This window comes from Marinithermus hydrothermalis DSM 14884, from assembly GCF_000195335.1.
GTDB lineage: Bacteria > Deinococcota > Deinococci > Deinococcales > Marinithermaceae > Marinithermus > Marinithermus hydrothermalis.
Genome location: NC_015387.1, coordinates 1,760,723 through 1,778,459, shown reverse-complemented (window position 1 = coordinate 1,778,459; position 17,737 = coordinate 1,760,723). Strand labels below are relative to the sequence as shown.

Sequence of the window (17,737 nt, the reverse complement as noted above, 5' to 3'; positions counted from 1 at the left end):
GCGCTACCCGCGTATATCATACCCCGCGTCACGCACCGCCTGGATGATCCGTTCCATGAAGGCGTCCACCTCCTCATCCCTCAGGGTGCGCTCGGGGTGCCGGAACGAAAGGTGGAAGGCCAGGCTCTTCTGCCCCGCGGGCAGCGGCGCGCCCCGGTACACGTCGAACACCTCGAGGCCCTCGAGGTACGCCCCCGCCGCGTCCTTGAGGAGGGTGGCCACCTCGTGGTACGGCACCGCCTCCGGCACCACCACCGCAAGGTCCCTTAGCGCCGCGGGGAAGCGCGGCAGGTCCGTAAAGGGCCGCTCGGCACGAGGCAGCGGCAACTTGAGCTCCGCGGCAAAGACCGAGGGCAGCTCGAGCGCCGCGGTAATCTCCGGGTGGATCTGCCCGATCCACCCGACCTCCGCGCCGTTCCAGAGGACCGTTCCGGAGATGCCGGGGTGCAGGTGCGCGTGGGAGTGCGGGTGCACCTGGATGGCCGCCCCGAGCCGGGTTGCGGCCGCCTCCAACAACCCCTTGAGGGCGTAGAACCCCTCGCCGAACCCCGCGCTCCACACCGGGGGGATGGCGGGCCCCACGAGGACGAGGGCGAGGTGGGTCTCCTCCTCCTCGAGGAAGACGTTCCCCACCTCGAAGAGCAGCAGGTTGCGTTCCGCGCGGTTCGCTTCCACGGTGCGCAACAGCCCCGGGTACAGCGCGGTTCTAAGGGCGTCCTTTTGCGCGTCGAGCGGGTTCTTTAAGCGCAGCACCGGCTCTGGCGCGCGCGCGCGGGCCAGGTCCCCTGGGTCCACCCAGGCGTAGTTCACCACCTCCTGGAAGCCCAGCCCCGCCAGCACCTCCCTAAGCCGCGCCTTCTCCAGGAACGGCGCCTCGGCCCCGCGGTTGTCCGGCGCGGGGAAGAACTCCGGCAAGGCCTCCGGGATCGCGTCGTACCCCACGAGGCGCGCGACCTCCTCCACCAGGTCCTCCTCGATCGCGAGGTCCTGCCGCCAGGTGGGGGGGCGCACGGTGTACGGCTCGGCCTGCCCCTCGACCTCGCACCCTAGCCGCCGCAGCACCTCGAGCTGCGCCTCCTCCGCCCAGTCCGTTCCCAAAAGGCGGTTCGCGTAGCTCGGGCGGAACGCGACCGACGCGCGCGGTTTGGGGCCGCCCACGTCCACGCCCACCGCGGCCACCTCCGCGCCCGCCCACTGCTGCGCCAGCTCCAGAAAGCGCTCGGCCGCCAGAGGCGGCAGGTTCGGGTCCACGCCGCGCTCAAACCGGTACGAAGCGTCCGTGGCGAGGCCCAGCCGGCGCGCGGTGCGCCGGATCGAGACGGGATCGAAGTGCGCGACCTCCAGAATGATCTCCGTGGTGTCCGGCCGCACCTCGCTGTTCGCGCCGCCCATCACGCCCGCGATGCCGATGGGGGTGCTCGCGCCGCCCGCGCGCGCGGCGATCACCAGGTCCTCCGCCTCGAGGGCGCGCCGCTCCCCGTCCAGCGTGACGAGCGCTTCCCCCTCCCGCGCGCGCCGCACCACGATGCCCTCACCCACCGCGCGCCGGTCGAAGGCGTGCAGGGGGTTCCCCAGCTCGAGCATCACGTAGTTCGTCGCGTCCACCACGTTGTTGATCGGTCGGAGGCCGGCCGCGAGCAGCCGCCGCTGCGCCCCGAGCGGACTCGGTCCGATCTTAAGCCCCCGCGCGTAACGGGCTACGTACCGGTCGCAGCCCCGCGCGTCCTCCACCGTGACCGCAACGGGAAACTCGATCTCCTCGGCGCGCACCTCGGGCTCGGGCAGGACGAGGGAGAGCCCCAAGGCCGCCGCCAGGTCCCGCGCCACGCCCAGCACGCTCGCCGCGTCCGCCCGGTTCGGGGTCAGCTCGAGCTCCAGCACCCACTCCTCCGGCCAGGCCTGCAAAAGGGGCGTGCCGGGCTCCAGCGCGTCCGCGGGCAGCTCGAGCAACCCCCCACCGTAACTCCCCACTCCCATCTCCAGGGGGGAGAGGGCCATGCCGTACGAGGCCACGCCGCGGATCCGGCGCTCGGCCAGCTCGGTCCCATCCGGGAGCACGGTGCCGGGCAGCGCCGCGGCCACCCCGATCCCCTCCCGGGCGTTCGGCGCGCCGGAGACCATCGTGACCTGCCGGGTGCCGACATCCACCTCGAGCACCTTCAGCGCGCTCTCCGGCAAGGGGCGCGCGGCGCGCACCACGCCGAACACCACGCCTGGGGGCGGGGCGGGAATATGGTGCACGGCCTCTACCGCGAGGCCCAACCGGGCCAGGATGGGCTCGAGGTCCTCAGGAGGGGGCAGGTCGGGCAGGAACTCTTTCAGCCAGGAGTACGGTACGCGCATCTCAACCTCCAACTCGCGCGAATCAGTTCCTAAACTGCTTCAAGAAGCCGAGCCGGTTCTGGTAGAAGTACCGGACGTCCGGGATGCCGTAGCGCAGCATCGCGATGCGCTCGATCCCCAAACCGAACGCGAACCCGGTCTTGCCCTCGTACACGCGCGGCAAGCCCCGCGCGGCCCGGGCCTCGTCCACCGCCTGGAACACCCTGGGGTGCACCATGCCCGCCCCGCCCAGCTCGAGCCAACTGCCCTCGCCCGTACGGGGGTTCACCCACCACACCGCGAACTCCGCGCCGGGCTCCACGAAGGGGAAGTAACTCGGTTGGAAGCGCACCTTAGCCTCCGCGCCGTACAAGGTGCGCGCCATCTCACTGATCGCGCCCTTGAGGTCCGCCATGGTGATCGCCTCCCCCACCACGAGGCCCTCGAGCTGGTAGAACATCGCCTCGTGCGTGGCGTCGGTCTGCTCGTACCGGTACACCTTTCCCGGAGCCACGATCTTAAACGGCGGGGTGTGCGCCACCATGTACCGCACCTGGATGGGGGAGGTGTGCGTCCTGAGGAGCCGCCCGTCCGTGAGCCAGAACGTGTCCCACATGTCGCGCGCCGGGTGGTGCAGCGGGATGTTGAGCGCGTCGAAGTTGTGGAACTCGTCCTCCACCTCCGGCCCCTCGACCGGCTGGTACCCCATGCGGCGGAAGATATCCACCAGCTCCGCCATGATCTGGCCGACCACGTGCGTGTTCCCCGCGGGGAAGGCGTACCCAGGCAGCGAGACGTCCAGCGCCTCCGCCCGGAGCTTCGCCTCGAGCGCCGCCCGCTTCAAGGCCTCCGCCCGCTCCTCGAAGGCCGCCTCGAGGGCGCGCTTCCACTCGTTCAGCAGCCGCCCCTTCTCCCGACGCTCCTCCGGGGGCAGTTGCCCCAGCGCCTTGAGTTCCTGGGTGAGCCGGCCCTTCTTGCCCAGGTACCGGACCCTGAGGGCCTGGAGGGCCTCGAGGTCCTCCGCCGCGTGAATCTCCCGCAGTGCTTCTTCCAGCATCGCCCCTCCTCTACGTTTAGGGGGCGGCTCAACGCCGCCCCGCGGAAGCCCGGTCCGGACTTCCGCCCCTAGGGAAAAAAGAACCCGTAGGGCCTCATCTTCTCGCTCCAGCATACACGATTTCCCCGCGCGACGCACGGCCTTGCCCTGAAAGCCGCGGGTGTAGGATAAGGCCTGGAGGTTCCTGATGCGCTGGATCGTGGTGACGCTACTGCTGAGCACACCCGTTGCGCTCGCGATCAACGCGGAAACCCTGGCCCTGCTAAACGAGGCCCGCGCTCTGGCGGCCCAAGCCGAGGCGACCTACGAAACCCACTACCCGGACCGGCCCCTGTGGCGCGCCGCCATCCGCAAGGCCGAGGCCGCCGCGCGGCGCGAGCCGCAGCTCGCCGAGGTCTGGCGCACGCTGGCGGAGATCTACACCCGAACCCAGTGGTGGATCCGCGCCGAACAAGCCTGGACCCAGTACCTCGAGCTCGGCGGCGAAGGCGACCCTGCCGCTCTGGCCCGCGCTTACCTCAACCTCGGGTACGCCGCCTACCAGCGAGGGGCGCTGGACGAAGCGATCGCGCGTTACGAACGCGCCGCCCAGATGACGCCCGAAAACCCCGAGCCCTACGGGTGGCTGGGCCGGCTCTACCTCGAAAAAGGCGACCCCAAAGCCGCCCTGCCCTACTGGGAGCGGGCCGCGGCCCTCGACCCCAGCCCGCGCAACCGGTACTTCCTCGAGCAGACCCAACGCATGGTGACGTTTGGTCGCGAGGCCGTCTCGAGCTTCTACAAGGGGTACGCCGCGTACGAGCAAGGCGACAAAACCAGCGCTTTGCTCCACTTCGTGCGCGCCGCGGAACTCGCGCCGGAGTGGGCGGAAGCCGCCCGCTGGGCGGGCCGGCTTTCCCTCGAGCAGGGGCTCGCGACCCAGGCCGTGCCGTACTGGGAACGCGTCATGGCCCTCGAGGGCCGCACCGCGGAGACCGAGCACTTCCTGAAGCTCGCGCGGGAAGGCGCGGCGTACGGCCTCGAGGCCGCCCGGGCTTTCTTCGCGGGGCTCGCCGCGTACGAAGCGGGCGAGCTGGAGGCGGCCGTCGCGTGGTTCGCGCGCGCCACCGCAGCGAACGACGCGTACGCCAAAGCGTGGCGCTGGTTGGGCCGCGCGAACTACGAGCTCGAGCGCTTCCAGGAGGCCGCGGCGGCGTACGAGCGCGCGGTGGAACTGGACCCGAACGACCAGACCAGCCGGTACTTCCTGCGCTTGGCGCGGCAGGCCGCGGGCGAGTAACGCCCACGCGCCTGCCGCGCTGGAGGTTAGGGTTTAGAGCGCGCTTTCGGCCTTGGGGGCCTCGAGGCTCCGCGGAAGCAGGAGGTTCGTGAGCACCCCGACCACCGCCGCGAGGGCCATGCCGCTCGCTTTGAGGGGCACCTCAGCCCCGGCCACGCTGATCGTGCCGAGGTCCAGGGTGGCGCCGCCCAGGCCGAGCACCAGAATGACCGAGACCACGATGAGGTTCCGGGAGTGGGTGAAGTCGATCTCCGCTTCGGCCAGGGTACGGATACCGATGGAGGCGATCATGCCGAACAGGAGGATCGCGATCCCGCCCAGCACGCCGGCCGGTAGGATCTGCAGGAGCGCGGCGAGTTTGGGACTGAACCCGAGCAGGATCGCGAAGACCGCCCCGATCCGGATCACGCTGGGGTCGTAGACGCGCGTGATGGCGAGCACCCCGGTGTTCTCGGAGTAGGTGGTGTTGGCCGGGCCGCCCATGAGGCCCGCGAGGGCCGTGGCCGCGCCGTCCCCGAGCAGCGTGCGGTGCAGGCCGGGGCGCTTGAGGAAGTCCTGCCCCACCACGCGGCCGTTCGTGAGGATGTCCCCGATGTGCTCGATCACGGTGACGAAGGCTACCGGCGCGATGAGGAGAACGGCCCCCCACTCGAGCGTGCCCAGGGTGAAGGCGGGCAGGCCGATCCAGGCGGCCTCCCGGATCGGGGTGGTGTCCACCTGGCCGGTCGCGAGTGCGGCGAGGTACCCCACGCCGACCCCAGTGATGACGGGCAGCATCCGGAACAAGCCCCGGAAGAAGACCGCGGCGACGACGGCCGCGGCCAGGGTGAGGATCGCAAGCGACCACGCCTTGGAGGCCATGTCGATGGCTACGGGCGCTAGGGTGAGACCGATCACGACGATCACGGGGCCGGTCACCACGGGGGGGAAGAGGGCGCGCACGCGGTCCGGCCCGACGGCCGCGACGAGCAGCGCGAACAGCGCGTAGACCAACCCCGCCGCGGCGATGCCGCCCCCGATGGCCGCGAGGGAGAAACCGGCTTCTTTAGCGGCGAGGATCGGGGCGATGAAGGCGAAGGAGGACCCCAGGAAGACGGGCACGATCCGGCCGGTGATGAAGTGGAAGAGGAGGGTGCCGAGGCCTGCCGTGACGAGCGCGACCGATGGGTTCAGGCCCGTGAGGAGCGGAACGAGCACCGTCGCGCCGAACATGGCCACCGTGTGCTGCAAGCCTAGAACGAGTTTACGCTTGGGTGTGAGCTCCATGCTTCCCTCCCAGCGTGACGGCAAAAAAAGAAGCCCTTCCGGGCTTTACGGGTTCGGGTTGTGCCCAGTGCCGCCACACTGGGAGTCTATTTTACCCCGCCCCGCCGCCGGTGTGTAGTCGGTGTACCTGGTCTGCACCTGCAGCGTCTCTTGCGTCGGGAAGTAACGATTAATCGCCGGCCGATGGCGGCCCCAACCAATCCGTGCACGGCGAACCTGCCCAATGGCCCAAGCGCCCCCTGCACCCCATCCAAATCGCCAGCATTTAGAAGGTTCATCGCTGCGGCCCGGTATTCTTCCGCCGCCAACCGAGCATGGTGTGCGCAAAGTCAATTGCCAAAATTACAGAGAATGTTGCGATGCCTACTGCTACAGAGCCGGTCACGTGAAGAGATGAGCGTTACCGCGACCCCTAAAGCAAAGCCCCAAAACCGTTCGCTCCAGCGCAAAAACCAGACCTCGACGGGCCTCTTCGTGGTATTTCGCATCGTGCACCCCACCGAGCACAGAACCCAACTGGCTCCCCTCGCCAGCGTCAGCGCCAAGCGAGCCACTTGAACCTACAGCGACCACCCTACGGGCCTACGATTGCGCCTTTGATTGCACCTCTTACAAAGCCACCAACGAGGCCGGCCGCAGCTGCGTATGCAACCACCAATCGACCTTTCCTTGACTCAAAACTTGCACCTCCCGCATATCCCGCATAAACCTTCACCCCCTCCCCCCGGCGGCCAGAGACCCAGGGCATAGAGCTCCCGCAGGGCGACCTGCACCACGAGCTCAGGCAAGAGAACCCGCGCCGCCCGCTCCCTGGCCTCCCGCCAGCTTCCTTCCCCCTCCATGCCCACCCAGTGGGCCAACAGGTAGGCCAGAAGGGAAAGCACCAGAAAACGGTGCGCCCCCAAAGCCGTCCGCTGCCCAAACTGCCCCAGGGAGAACTCGCTTTTCGCGGCGCGGAAGAAGTGCTCTATGGCAAACCGCCTCTTTCCCCAAGTGAGCGCCGTCCGGGGCGTGGCGGGAAAGGTGGCCACCACGTACCGCCACTCCCAGCCCCCTTGGGGCAGGGGGTAGCGGTACCAGGCCACCCAGACCGGGAAGGAAAGCCCCCAAAGGTAGACCCGGCTCCCCTGCCGCCTGAGGTTCCCAAGCCTCCCCCCTCCCCGCAGCCTCCGGTCCCGCCGCATCCCCACCACCGCTTCAAAACCCAACCGCTTCACCCCGAAAAGGAACCGGGTGGTGCCAAAGGCCGCATCCGCGGCCACCCGTATCCGGAAGGCCCGGCGCATCCAGGGGGGCAGAGAGGCCAGGAGGCTTAGGGGCCAGGCGGGAGAGGGCCTTCTCCCCCTTGCCCCGCCAGAGGCGGTAGGCCCAAGGGATGCGGAGGTCTCCGTAGACGAGGTAGAGGACCACCAGATGGAGTCCCCACTTGCCGTGAAAAAAGGAGAGGGGCAGGGCCTGGAAACGGCCCCGCTTCTCCAGAGTGACTAGGTCCAGGACCACCAGGAGACGGGGCTTGGGGCCTTTTTTCTTTCTGGCCCGGTCCAGGGCTTTCTCGGCCTCTTTTCTTGCCAGGCGGATGAGAGCGCGGGTGGGCCAGGGGTAGCGGTTGAGGAAGCGAGAGAGGGCGGAGGGGGACTTGACCTGGCTGTGCTGGGGTCTGGCCTTGCCGTGGCCGTGGAGGAGGAGCAAGAGCAGGGCCTTGAGGGATTCCTGGAGGTGGGGGCTTGGCAAAAGGGCCAGGAGGGTCCAAAGTAGGGACAGGGCCGCTTGGGTCATGGCACCCGTCATCAGACGGGAAACCAGCGGCCCCTTTCAAGTGGTCCTGGCGCATAGGTATCCCCAGGGTGCATAAGTGCAAGTTTTGAGTTGAACGAGATACGAACCCGCAGTGGCCCCTGCTGCCCATTCTACCGCACTGCCCATACCGTTCAGGAATTCCCCTACAACGGCACCTACTACGCCTTCTCCATCTGTTTTTTTCAAGCTCTTTGTCTGAAACTTGTCTCCCTTCTGGCACCACCACCTGCACGACTTCTTCCCGCGCTGGTGCCGTGGCGTCCAGTTGCTTCCTCGCGACCAGGGTGGGGCTCACTCCCGGGAGGAGAAGGCCGCAAATCAAAAGAGGCGCCAGACTTCTTTTTATGCGGTTTATCTCCAGTTATGCCGAAGGGTTCGGACCTCGGTTGCAGAGGTAGCGCGCACGCGCATATATTGTCAAGATTCTAATCTGCTGTGAATCGTTTCGGTTTTCCCCTCCCTTGAGCAAGCTGTTGGGGGAGCGCGCTTAGCTGCGGGCGAAGTTGGAAAGCGTGGGGTCTAGAGGAGCGGTGAGGCGGGGGAGGACCAGGTGGATGCGGAGGGTTTTCTGCAAGCCGTGAAGGTCTGACTGGAGGGGGCGCACCGTACTCCTCGCCCTTATTTCGCCGCTTCTCAAGACGCTCCCTACGCCGGTTTGGGCAAGCCCGGTGTCAACGCGGCATCAAGCGGCAGAGCGCCGCGCAGTGCGTGGGGGACGAGGAGGGCGAGGTCACGCTGACCTGTGACGGCCGGACCCTTAGGGTGCCGTGGGAGTCGTACCTGACCCCGCCCGGCCCCGGCTAGTCCCCGGGAGGCTCGTGCCCGCCTGCACGAAGGGCCTCGAGGAACCACGCGGGCGGATGCCCGGCGAAGCGGCGCTCGGCGAACGCCCAGGCGAACGCCGCGTAGCGGCCCTCCCGGATCGCGGCGCGGGCCGCCTCCATGAGCCGGTGCAGGTACCGCACGTTGTGCAGCGAGAGCATCCGGAGGCCGAGCATCTCCCCGGCGCGCACCAGGTGGGTGAGGTACGCGCGGGAGAAGGTGCGGCAGGCGTAGCAGTCGCAGTCCTCCATCAAGGGGCGGGGGTCCTCCTTGTACCGCGCGGAGTTCAGGTTGAGCCGCCCCTCGGGCACGAGGGCGTACCCGAACCGGCCGGTGCGCGTGGGGTAGACGCAGTCGAACAGGTCCACCCCGAGTCCCACCGCGGCCACGAGGTCCTCCGGGTGCCCCACGCCCATTAAGTAGCGCGGCCGGTCCTCGGGCAACAGGTCGGTGGAAAGCGCCACCGTGGGGAACATCTTCTCCTTGGGTTCCCCCACGGCCAGCCCGCCGATCGCGTACCCGGGGAGGTCGAACCGGACCGTCTCCCGCGTGCTGCGCCGGCGGAGCTCGAGGTCCGTGCCGCCCTGCGTGATCCCGAACAGAGCCTGGTCCTTCCGGGTCTGGGCGCGTACGGAACGCTCGAGCCACCGCAGGGTGCGCTCGAGGGAGGCCTCGAGGTATCGGCGTTCGGAGGGGTAGGGGGGGCACTCGTCGAAGGCCATGATGATGTCGGCCCCGAGGTGCTCCTGCACCTGGATGCTGGTTTCCGGGGTGAGGGTGATCAGGTCCCCGTTCAGGTGGCTGCGGAAGGTCACGCCTTCCTCGGTGATGGTGCGCATGTGGCCGAGGCTCATCACCTGGTACCCGCCGGAGTCCGTAAGCCAGGGGCCTTGGTACCCGGCGAAGTGGTGCAGGCCGCCCAGTCGCGCCACGAGCTCGGGGCCGGGGCGCAGGAGGAGGTGGTAGGTGTTCGCCAGAACGATCTGGCTGCCAACCTGGTGCAGCTCGGCCGGGGTGAGGCCCTTGACGGTGGCCTGGGTGCCGACCGGCATGAACAAGGGGGTCTGGACGGGTCCGTGAGGGGTATGGAGCGTACCGGTGCGCGCTTTGCCGTCGGTTGCGGTGACGCGAAAGGCAAACACCCGGTATTCTACGATGACGGAGGATTGTTGCGGGCGAGCGCCCCGGCTCCTTGCCCGGGCATGCGGCTAGATGCAAGCGTTGTGCTCGTTGTAGGCGTATGGATCTAGGATCCCTTCGTGTGCTACCTCATAGCTCCACCCCGGCCATCCTGAGAAGCACCCGGCTACGTATGAGGTTGTGAACGAGCAGGATGAGGTTCACCCGGGCCACCAGACCCCAGTAGGACCGGGCCTCTATCCGATGAAGCCCCAAAGACCGCACCATCACGCTAAACCGCGTCTCAATCCAGTTCCGTACCCTTTCCATCCACCCTCTCCACCCCGTCTCCACCACCGTTCCTCCCCTGACCCGATAGGGTGGCGTCTTGACCCCCTGGACCCAGCGAAGACCCCGGTCCCCGAGGACCGCGGGTAAACCGTCCAGGAGGTCCCTTCCCCAGGTATTCCGGGCATTACCGGGGAGAATGGCCCAACGAAAGAAGAGACCCCGCTCGTTCATCACCGGCATGAGGACGTAGCCTCCAAAAGCCCCCAGAGGTCCTACCCCCATCGCGGCCTCGGGAAGAGAGAGGCCGTGGATGCGGTGGCCGTGGGCCAGGGGGATAGGCTTGAGGTCCACCACCTGCAAAAGTCCTTCTCCGCCAGCAAGGCGCGTAGCGAGGCAGGCCAACAGCCCCTGGGCCTTCTGAAGGACCCGGTAGAAGCGGGAGAGGTGGGGGAGGGAGGGGAAGTAAGCCTTCAGGGTGGTTTTGGCGGCCAGGTAGCCTTTGGCGAGGTCCTGGCCCTGGAGGAGCAAAAAGATGGCGAGAGTCAGGAGCTCGGCCAGGGTGGCCTTCTGGTGCTTTTGCTTTGGGGGGAGTTTGAAGCCCTGAGCTTGCAAGGCCTTGAGTTCGTCATCCACCCAGATGTAGGTATCCACCAGAAGGGTTTCCGCGTCAAGATAGTAAAGGGGGTGCTCCCGGTTGGAGTCCATAGCACCCCCCTTCTTTCACATCTTGGGGGTCCAGATCAAGTAGCACAAGAAGGAATATATCTACTCGACAGAATCAAGTGAAAATAAACAAAATTAGTCGCGTATTTCGTTTAAGGGGCTCAATCCAGTGTGCTTAGGCTGCGCTACCCCTCCGCTCGAGGCGCGCGGGTTGAGGGAGGCTGTACCTGGTCGGGCGGAGCGCGACGAAGGCAGGGGCAGCTTGACCGGAGGGACGTTTTGGGGTGTGGTTAAGAAGGCGGGGGACGGAGGTATGGGGGACTCTTCAGCGCCGGTATCCCCACGGTGGCTTCGGCACGGCCCTAGGGGGGGGTGTTCGCCCCAAGAGCGTCAGGCCCCTCGTTTTTCCTGTTTGGGACCCGCACCATCTCTACTGCGTGTGTGGTGCCCCTCGATGGAGTTGCGGCCCACCCGATGGCCAGTGCAGTAGAGGGGTTTCCGGCTAGAGCCACGACGATTCGGGGCGCTCTAGCCGCAACGTCCTCCTTCCCTGCTCCTTACAGTAGTGCCGCGCCGGTTGATCGTATAGCTGCAAGACTCAGGGCTCTCGCAGGATTCACAAGCGTCTACCGGCTTATATTGACTGAATGACTCCGGCACCCCCGAAGGCTTAGGAGCTATACTGCCGGGTGTGGAACGCTACCTTCTCGTCGCGTTAGGCGGCGCGCTCGGAGCCATGAGCCGGTACCTCGTCGCGGGGTGGGTGCAGGGGCTCGCGGGCAGCTTCTTTCCCTGGGGGACGCTCGCCGTGAACGCGCTGGGCAGTTTCCTTTTAGGCGGGGTGCTCGGCCTTGCGGAGCGCGGGGCCGTATCGCCCGAGGCCCGCCTGTTGGTGGGGGTGGGGTTCCTCGGGGCCTTCACGACCTTCTCCACCTTCAGCTACGAAGCCTTCAGCTTGCTGCGGGAGGGTGCGTACCCAGCCGCGCTCACCTACCTTTTCGGCAGCTTGCTCCTGGGGATCGTGGGGGTCGTGCTGGGGTTCGGCCTAGCACGGCTTACGGGGGGAGGATCGCTATGAAGCTCGAGGGCCACGCCTTGTTGCTGCGGGTCTTCCTAGGGGAATCGGACAAGCACCAAGGGCGGCCGCTGTACGCGGTGCTGGTGGAGGAGGCCCGCCGGCGCGGGTTGAAGGGCGCGACGGTTTTGAAAGGCGTGATGGGGTACGGCGCCGGGAGCCGGATCCATACCGCGACGATCCTCCGCCTGAGCGAGGACCTGCCCGTGGTGGTGGAGATCGTGGACGAGGAGGAGAAGATCCGCGCCTTCATCACCTTCCTGGACGAGGTCATGCAGGGCGGGTTGGTCACCTTGGAGCGGGTCGAGGTCATCCGGTACCAGCCGTAAAGCCTGCTTACGGGCAGACGGGACCCCCAAATGTGCCCCGGACGCTTGCGGCGCGCGGGGGGAACGGCTATCAATGGGGCACATTCCGCCGGAAAGGGGGCCGTATGCCGGAACCCAGTGAGGTGTACGCGCAAAGCGCAGCGACGCTGCGGCGTGTGCTGTATGAGACCAAGAAGGTCATCGTTGGGCAGGACCTGCTCCTAGAGCGCATCCTGGTCGCGCTTCTTGCCCGGGGGCACCTCTTGATCGAGGGGGTGCCGGGGCTGGCGAAGACCCTCGCGGTGCGTACCGTAGCCCGGGTGGTGGGGGGGACCTTCCGCCGCATCCAGTTCACTCCGGACCTCGTTCCCGCGGACCTGATCGGCACCCGCATCTACAATCCGCAGACGGCGAGCTTCGAGACCGAGCTCGGCCCGGTCTTCGCGAACCTCCTGCTGGCCGACGAGATCAACCGCGCGCCGGCCAAGGTGCAGTCCGCCCTGTTGGAGGCGATGCAGGAACGCCAGGTCACCATCGGCAAGCAAACCTACCTCCTGCCGGATCCCTTTTTGGTTCTCGCCACCCAGAACCCCATCGAGAGCGAAGGCACCTACCCGCTGCCGGAGGCGCAGCTGGACCGCTTCATGATGAAGGTCGTGATCGGGTACCCCACGCCGCACGAGGAGATGGAGGTCGTCACGCGCGGCACCGGCGAGACCCCCCCCGAGGCCGAGCAGGTGATCGGCATCGAGGAGCTCAAGGCCCTCCAACGCGTGACCGACACGGTCTACGTGCACCCGCAGGTGCGCGAGTACGCGGTGAACCTCGTGACCGCGACCCGCGACCCCGCGCGCGTGGGCCTCGAGGCCCTTCGGCGCTACATCACCTTCGGGGCGAGCCCCCGCGCGGCCTTGAACCTCGTGCTGGGCGCGAAGGCCCTCGCCGTGATCCGCGGGCGGGAGTTCGCCCTGCCGGTGGACGTGCACGACCTGATGTACGACGTGCTGCGCCACCGCCTGGTCCTCTCCTACGAGGCCCTCGCGGAGGGCATCGCGCCGGACGAGATCATCCGCCAGGTGGTGGAGCGGGTGCCCTTTACGGAGGTGCACATGGGGGACCCCCATGCAGATACCCGAGCAGGTCTTGAGGAGGCTTGAGTTCACCGTCGTGCGTCGGCTGGACGGGTTCTTGTTCGGCGACTACACGGGCGTGTTTTACGGGCCGAGCCTGGACCTCGCCGAGATCCGTCCGTACCAGCCGGGGGATGAGGTGAACCGCATCGACTGGAGTGCGACTGCGCGCACCGGGGTGCTGCACGTGCGGCAGTACCGCGAGGAGAAGGAGCTTACCGCCTGGTTGGTGGTGGACCTCTCGCCCTCCATGAGTTTCGGGACGCGCGGGCGGCTCAAACGCACGCTAGCCTTGGAGTTCACCGCGGTCGCTGCGTACATCATCGCCCGACACGGGGACAAGGTCGGGGCTTACTTCTTCCCCGAGCGCAGGCTGGTCCCGCCCCGGCCCGGCCGGCGGCAGGTGCTCGCGGTCCTGCGCGCTGCCCAAGAACTCGGCGCAGCAGGCCGCATGGGGCCCACGGATCTAGCCGGGGTGCTGGACGAGCTCGCTCGGGTGGTGCGGCGCCGCTCCCTGATCTTCTTGGTTTCGGACTTCTTGGCGGACGGCTGGGCCGCTCCCCTCCAGCGCCTCGCACACCGCCACGACGTGATCGCGGTGCGCGTGATGGACCCCGCCGAGCGCGCCTTACCCGACGCGGGCGTGGTCTTCTTCGAGGACCCCGAGACCGGCCGGCAGGTGCGCGTGAACACCTCGGACCCCCGGGTGCGCCGGGCCTACGCCGCGTTCGTGCAGGCGCACGAGGCCCGCCTCGAGGCCCTCTTCCGCGCTGCGGGCGTGGACACGCTCACCCTCCTCACGCACGAGGCGCTCGTGGCTCCGCTCTTGCGCTTTGTGGCGTTTCGCCGGAGGCGGCGATGGCGTTCGTCTGGCCGCTGATGCTCCTCGGTCTCCTTCTCCTCCCGCTCCTTGCAGGGGGTGGAGTCCTCCTCGCCCGTCGGCGGGCGCGTGCGGCTCTCGAGGTGGCGGACGCGGAGTTGTGGCCGCACCTGCGGCGCGCGCCCACCGGGTGGGTTGCCCAATTGCCCTGGCTGCTGTACCTCGCGGCGATCGCGTTGCTCCTCGTGGGCGCGGCCCGGCCCGTGGCCTCCCTGCCGCTTCTCGTTAACCGCGCCACGGTCATGGTGGTGGTGGACACCAGCAAGAGCATGATCGCGGTGGACCAATCCCCGAGCCGCCTCGAGGCCGCCCGGGCGATCGTGCGGACCTTCCTGGATCGCGTGCCGCGCGGTGCGCGCGTCGGGCTCGTGAGCTTCAGCGCGTACGCGAGCGTGCTGGTGCTGCCCACCGCGCGTCACGTCGAGGTCCGGAAGGCCCTGGAGGCGCTCGAGCCCCAGGAGGCCACCTCTTTGGGCGCCGCGATTCTCGCCGCGGTGCGCGCGCTTCCAGGGCGGGAAAGGGCCGGGGAGGAGCTTTTGGGGCGGGATCCGGTACCTCCGGAGCTTCAAGAGCTGCCGCCCGCCACGGTGCTGCTGATCTCGGACGGGGTTTCCACCAGCGGCCTCGACCCCCTCGAGGCTGCACGGGTGGCGCGCGCGCACCAGGTGCGGATCTACACGGTAGGGGTGGGCAGCCCGCGGGGCAGCATCCAGGAGGTGGACGGGCAGCTTTCCTTCATTCCCTTTGACCCTTCGGGCCTTGAGCAGATCGCGGCGCTCACGGGCGGCAGGTACGTGTACCCCCCCACCCCGGATGCGCTCGAGGCGGTGCCCGCGGAGCTGGGGTACGCGCCGCGCTGGGAGCACCAGCGCCTCGAGATCTCCGCTTTCTTCGCCGCTGGGGGGTTCGTGCTGGTGCTGGTGGGCGGGCTGCTCTCCTTGCGCTGGTACCGGAGGTTACCGTAGATGGAACAGGTTTGGGAAGAACTGGGGTTCGTCTGGCCGTTGGCTTTGGGGATGCTGTTGCTCCTCCCGTTGCTCGTTTGGGCGTACCGCGCGGCCCTCGCGCGGCCCAGCCGGCAGGTGGTGTACCACCCGTACCTGAAGGCGCTCCAAGCGGCCGCCGTGGCTGGGCGAAGTCCCGGGCAGCACCTGCCCGCGGTGCTCTTCCTGCTCGCGCTCGTGGCCTTGATCGTCGCGATGGCGCGGCCCGTGCTGCCCTTCCCTGCGTACCGCTCGGTCGCCACGGTGGTCCTCGCGATCGACACCAGCCGCAGCATGCGGGCGGAGGACCTCGAGCCGAGCCGGCTCGAGGCCGCCAAGGCCGCGGCGCGCGAGTTTATTCGCGCCATGCCGCCTGGGGTGGAGGTGGGGCTGGTGGCGTTCAGTTCGTACGCGACCTTGCTGCAACCCCCCACCACGGATCGGGAGCGGCTTGAACAGGCTGTGGATTTGTTGGATTTGGCGCACCGCACCGCGATCGGGGACGGGCTGGTGGCGGCCTTGAGGGTCCTGCCCCTGGAGGACTCCGACGCGCCGGGGGGAATGAGCGTGGTGCTGCTCTCGGACGGGCGGAACAACTACGGGATCGATCCCTTGGAGGCCGCCCGGCAGGCTGAAGCGCAAGGGGTTCGGGTCTATACCGTGGGGGTGGGGCTTTCGGAAAACACCTACGTTTTTGCGAACGGGTACTATATCCGCGCGGGCCTTGATGAGGAAACCCTACAGGAGATCGCTGCGCTGACCGGTGGGGCGTACTACCGGGCTTCCTCCGCCGACGAGCTCCGCGCGGTCTACCAGACGCTCGCCCGAGCTGTGCGGCTCGAGGTGCGCCCCACCGAAGTGACCGCGCTCGCGGCGCTAGCCGGGGCGCTGCTGCTCATCGTGGCGGTGCTCGTGGCTTGGGTGCGGGTGTACCGGATTGGTTAGGTTTCCTGAGGGGGCGGTGCGGTCCTGGACGGCGGGGGCGGCGCCGGCTCGATCGGGTAGATCTCGCGCGGTTCCGACGGCGCGCCGGGCTCTCCCTCCCCGGGCAGGATGCGGTAGAACCGGCCGTTGTCGAACAGGTAGACCTCGGGCTCACACGCGCCCTCCTTCGGGTCGGACGGGGCGCTGGGAGGAGCTTGAGGGTCCGGTTCGTGCGGCCCGGGAAGCGGGATGATCTCCTGCAGGGTTGGGGGTGGGGGTTGCGCGAGCACCACCAAGAGCACGAGGCTCGCACAGGCGGCCAAGAGCGTTCTCCAATCGCGCATGCGTACCCTCCTTAGGGGCGCTGGCTCGAGTCTAGCACCTTAACCAAAGCGCGAGGTGAGGGCTCAGGCTTGGGTTGGCGGGGCGGCGTGCAGGTAGACGCGGGGCAGCCTGGGGGAGAGGAGGGTCGCGAGCTCGTAGGGAATCGTGCCGAGCTGGGCGGCGCGTCCCGTGAGGCTGGTCCTGGCGTCCAGGTCCGGCGTGATGACCTCGAAGACCGCGTCGAGGCCCACCGGCCCCGGCAGGCGTACCGTGATCTGGTCCATGCTGACCCGGCCCACCACCGGGCAGTACGTGCTCCCCAGCCGCACCCACCCGCGGTTCGAGAGCGCGCGGGAAAACCCGTCCGCGTACCCTAGGGGCAGGGTGGCGATCCATTCCTCACGCTGCGCGGTGTAGGTGCCGCCATACCCAATCCTTTGTCCGGGCTGGACGCGCTTGACGAGGGTGGGGTGCGCCTTCCACGCGAGGATCGGCCACAAGCCCTCGCGCGCAAACCCCTCCCCGGGGGGCAGGCCGTACAGCGCGATCCCGGGACGCACGAAGTCCAGGTGCGCCTCCGGGAAGCGCAGGAGGGCGGCGGAGTTCGCCGCGTGCAGCTTGTACCGCCCCCGCCAGGGCGCCGTGACCGCGAGGAAAGCCTCGAGCTGTCGTCGGGTGGCCGCGGGGTCCTCGTCCGCGCTGGCGAAGTGCGTGAAGACACCCTCCACCTCGAGGCCCATCGCCTCCACCTCCTCCACGAAGCGGCGGAGCGCCTCGAGGGGCACGCCCACGCGCCCCATGCCGCTGTCCGCCTTGACGTGCACCGTCGCGCCGGGCCGGTGGGCGGCCACGGCGCGCGCGGCTTCGAGGGTGGAGAGGGTGGGGATCAGGGCGTGCTCCAGGGCCGGGGCGGCCTCCTCGGGGTGCAGGCTGCCCAGGAGGTGCACCGGGTGTTGGATCCGGGCCTGGCGCAGCCGCGCGCCTTCCTCGACGGTAGCCACGGCGAAGCGCTCCACCCCGAGCCGCGCCAGCTCGTGCGCGATGGGGACGGCTCCGTGCCCGTACGCGTCGGCCTTGATCACGGCGATGATGCCGGTGCCCGGCTGGAGGCGCGCGCGGATCACGCGGAGGTTGTGCGCCAGGGCGTCGAGGTGGATCTCCAGCCAGGTGGCCCGCATGTATTCGAGTATAGTTGGTCCCTGCCGGATTGCCGGTCTGGGCGCTCGCCTGGGTTTTGCAGCACCCCGCGGCGACCGCCGTGATCCCCGGGGTAAAGTCGGTCGCGCACGTGGAAGCCAACGCCTGCGCCGCGGAGCTAGTGTCCAAGGATCACCCGCAGGCCTTCCCCTGAACCAAGGACACCTGTCCCGGCCCCGGTCGCGTACCCTAAGCTGGGCCACGCCAAGGTACGCGGTGTGCTCCTCTCGAATCCCTCCTTACGAAGCCCGCCCCCGGCGGGCTTACAGTATGTCCGAATCGGATGCGCTTTAATAAGAG

Annotated in this window: 15 protein-coding genes and 1 pseudogene; 8 read left to right on the top strand and 8 right to left on the bottom strand. The window is 68.3% G+C overall.

The genetic code is table 11. The features are described 5' to 3' along the window. Window positions 1-3: 3 nt before the first annotated feature. Together pheT and pheS are read right to left on the bottom strand one after the other, a co-directional pair. Window positions 4-2,343 (bottom strand): phenylalanine--tRNA ligase subunit beta, encoded by a 2,340-nt coding sequence (gene pheT / locus MARKY_RS08965; RefSeq protein WP_013704562.1) that lies wholly within the window; start codon window positions 2,341-2,343, stop codon window positions 4-6. Window positions 2,344-2,365: 22 nt separating this feature from the next. Next, a complete protein-coding gene (gene pheS / locus MARKY_RS08960) occupies window positions 2,366-3,379 on the bottom strand; it encodes a phenylalanine--tRNA ligase subunit alpha (protein WP_013704561.1) in 1,014 nt (337 codons plus the stop codon). A 187-nt stretch (window positions 3,380-3,566) separates the two neighbouring features. On the opposite strand from pheS, the gene MARKY_RS08955 reads away from it, so the two are divergent. Continuing rightward, a complete protein-coding gene (locus tag MARKY_RS08955; protein ID WP_013704560.1) occupies window positions 3,567-4,658 on the top strand; it encodes a tetratricopeptide repeat protein in 1,092 nt (363 codons plus the stop codon). Between the two features lie 33 nt (window positions 4,659-4,691). On the opposite strand, the gene MARKY_RS08950 is transcribed toward MARKY_RS08955, so the two are convergent. The 4 genes and pseudogenes from MARKY_RS08950 to MARKY_RS08935 form a co-directional block, all read right to left on the bottom strand. Next, window positions 4,692-5,924 (bottom strand): uracil-xanthine permease family protein, encoded by a 1,233-nt coding sequence (locus MARKY_RS08950; protein ID WP_013704559.1) that lies wholly within the window; start codon window positions 5,922-5,924, stop codon window positions 4,692-4,694. A gap of 674 nt (window positions 5,925-6,598) precedes the next feature. Beyond that, window positions 6,599-7,700, bottom strand: a pseudogene (locus tag MARKY_RS08945) (transposase). Window positions 7,701-8,521: 821 nt separating this feature from the next. Continuing rightward, window positions 8,522-9,685, bottom strand: a complete 1,164-nt coding sequence (tgt, locus tag MARKY_RS08940; protein ID WP_013704558.1) for a tRNA guanosine(34) transglycosylase Tgt — start codon at window positions 9,683-9,685, stop codon at window positions 8,522-8,524. A 127-nt stretch (window positions 9,686-9,812) separates the two neighbouring features. After that, window positions 9,813-10,658, bottom strand: coding sequence for a transposase (locus tag MARKY_RS08935; protein WP_013704557.1), 846 nt, complete (start codon window positions 10,656-10,658; stop codon window positions 9,813-9,815). A 649-nt stretch (window positions 10,659-11,307) separates the two neighbouring features. Between MARKY_RS08935 and crcB the strand changes: the two genes are divergently transcribed. The 6 genes from crcB to MARKY_RS08905 all read left to right on the top strand — a co-directional run bounded on the left by crcB (window position 11,308) and on the right by MARKY_RS08905 (window position 15,937). After that, window positions 11,308-11,694: a fluoride efflux transporter CrcB gene (crcB, locus tag MARKY_RS08930; protein ID WP_013704556.1), complete on the top strand. Its 387-nt coding sequence runs from the start codon at window positions 11,308-11,310 to the stop codon at window positions 11,692-11,694. Further along, window positions 11,691-12,020 carry a DUF190 domain-containing protein gene (locus MARKY_RS08925; RefSeq protein ID WP_013704555.1) on the top strand — a complete coding sequence of 110 codons (330 nt, stop codon included), beginning with the start codon at window positions 11,691-11,693 and terminating at the stop codon, window positions 12,018-12,020. Before crcB ends, MARKY_RS08925 begins: the two co-directional genes overlap by 4 nt. 104 nt (window positions 12,021-12,124) lie before the next feature. Next, a complete protein-coding gene (locus MARKY_RS08920; protein ID WP_013704554.1) occupies window positions 12,125-13,156 on the top strand; it encodes an AAA family ATPase in 1,032 nt (343 codons plus the stop codon). Continuing rightward, window positions 13,122-14,009 carry a DUF58 domain-containing protein gene (locus MARKY_RS08915; protein WP_013704553.1) on the top strand — a complete coding sequence of 296 codons (888 nt, stop codon included), beginning with the start codon at window positions 13,122-13,124 and terminating at the stop codon, window positions 14,007-14,009. The genes MARKY_RS08920 and MARKY_RS08915 overlap by 35 nt, the downstream gene beginning before the upstream one ends. Next, window positions 13,988-14,974: a vWA domain-containing protein gene (locus MARKY_RS08910; protein WP_013704552.1), complete on the top strand. Its 987-nt coding sequence runs from the start codon at window positions 13,988-13,990 to the stop codon at window positions 14,972-14,974. The genes MARKY_RS08915 and MARKY_RS08910 overlap by 22 nt, the downstream gene beginning before the upstream one ends. After that, complete coding sequence (locus MARKY_RS08905) at window positions 14,975-15,937, top strand: VWA domain-containing protein (protein WP_013704551.1); 963 nt, start codon at window positions 14,975-14,977, stop codon at window positions 15,935-15,937. It abuts the gene before it with no gap. Here MARKY_RS08905 and MARKY_RS08900 read toward each other — a convergent pair. Both MARKY_RS08900 and alr read right to left on the bottom strand, forming a co-directional pair. Continuing rightward, window positions 15,934-16,260 (bottom strand): hypothetical protein, encoded by a 327-nt coding sequence (locus tag MARKY_RS08900; RefSeq protein WP_013704550.1) that lies wholly within the window; start codon window positions 16,258-16,260, stop codon window positions 15,934-15,936. The two genes, MARKY_RS08905 and MARKY_RS08900, sit on opposite strands and share 4 nt — an antisense overlap. Before the next feature lie 63 nt (window positions 16,261-16,323). Further along, entirely contained in the window at window positions 16,324-17,418 is a 1,095-nt protein-coding gene (alr, locus tag MARKY_RS08895; protein WP_013704549.1) for an alanine racemase, read from the bottom strand. Window positions 17,419-17,432: 14 nt separating this feature from the next. On the opposite strand from alr, the gene MARKY_RS11810 reads away from it, so the two are divergent. Next, entirely contained in the window at window positions 17,433-17,591 is a 159-nt protein-coding gene (locus MARKY_RS11810) for an aldo/keto reductase (RefSeq protein ID WP_148230420.1), read from the top strand. The last annotated feature ends 146 nt before the right edge of the window (window positions 17,592-17,737 follow it).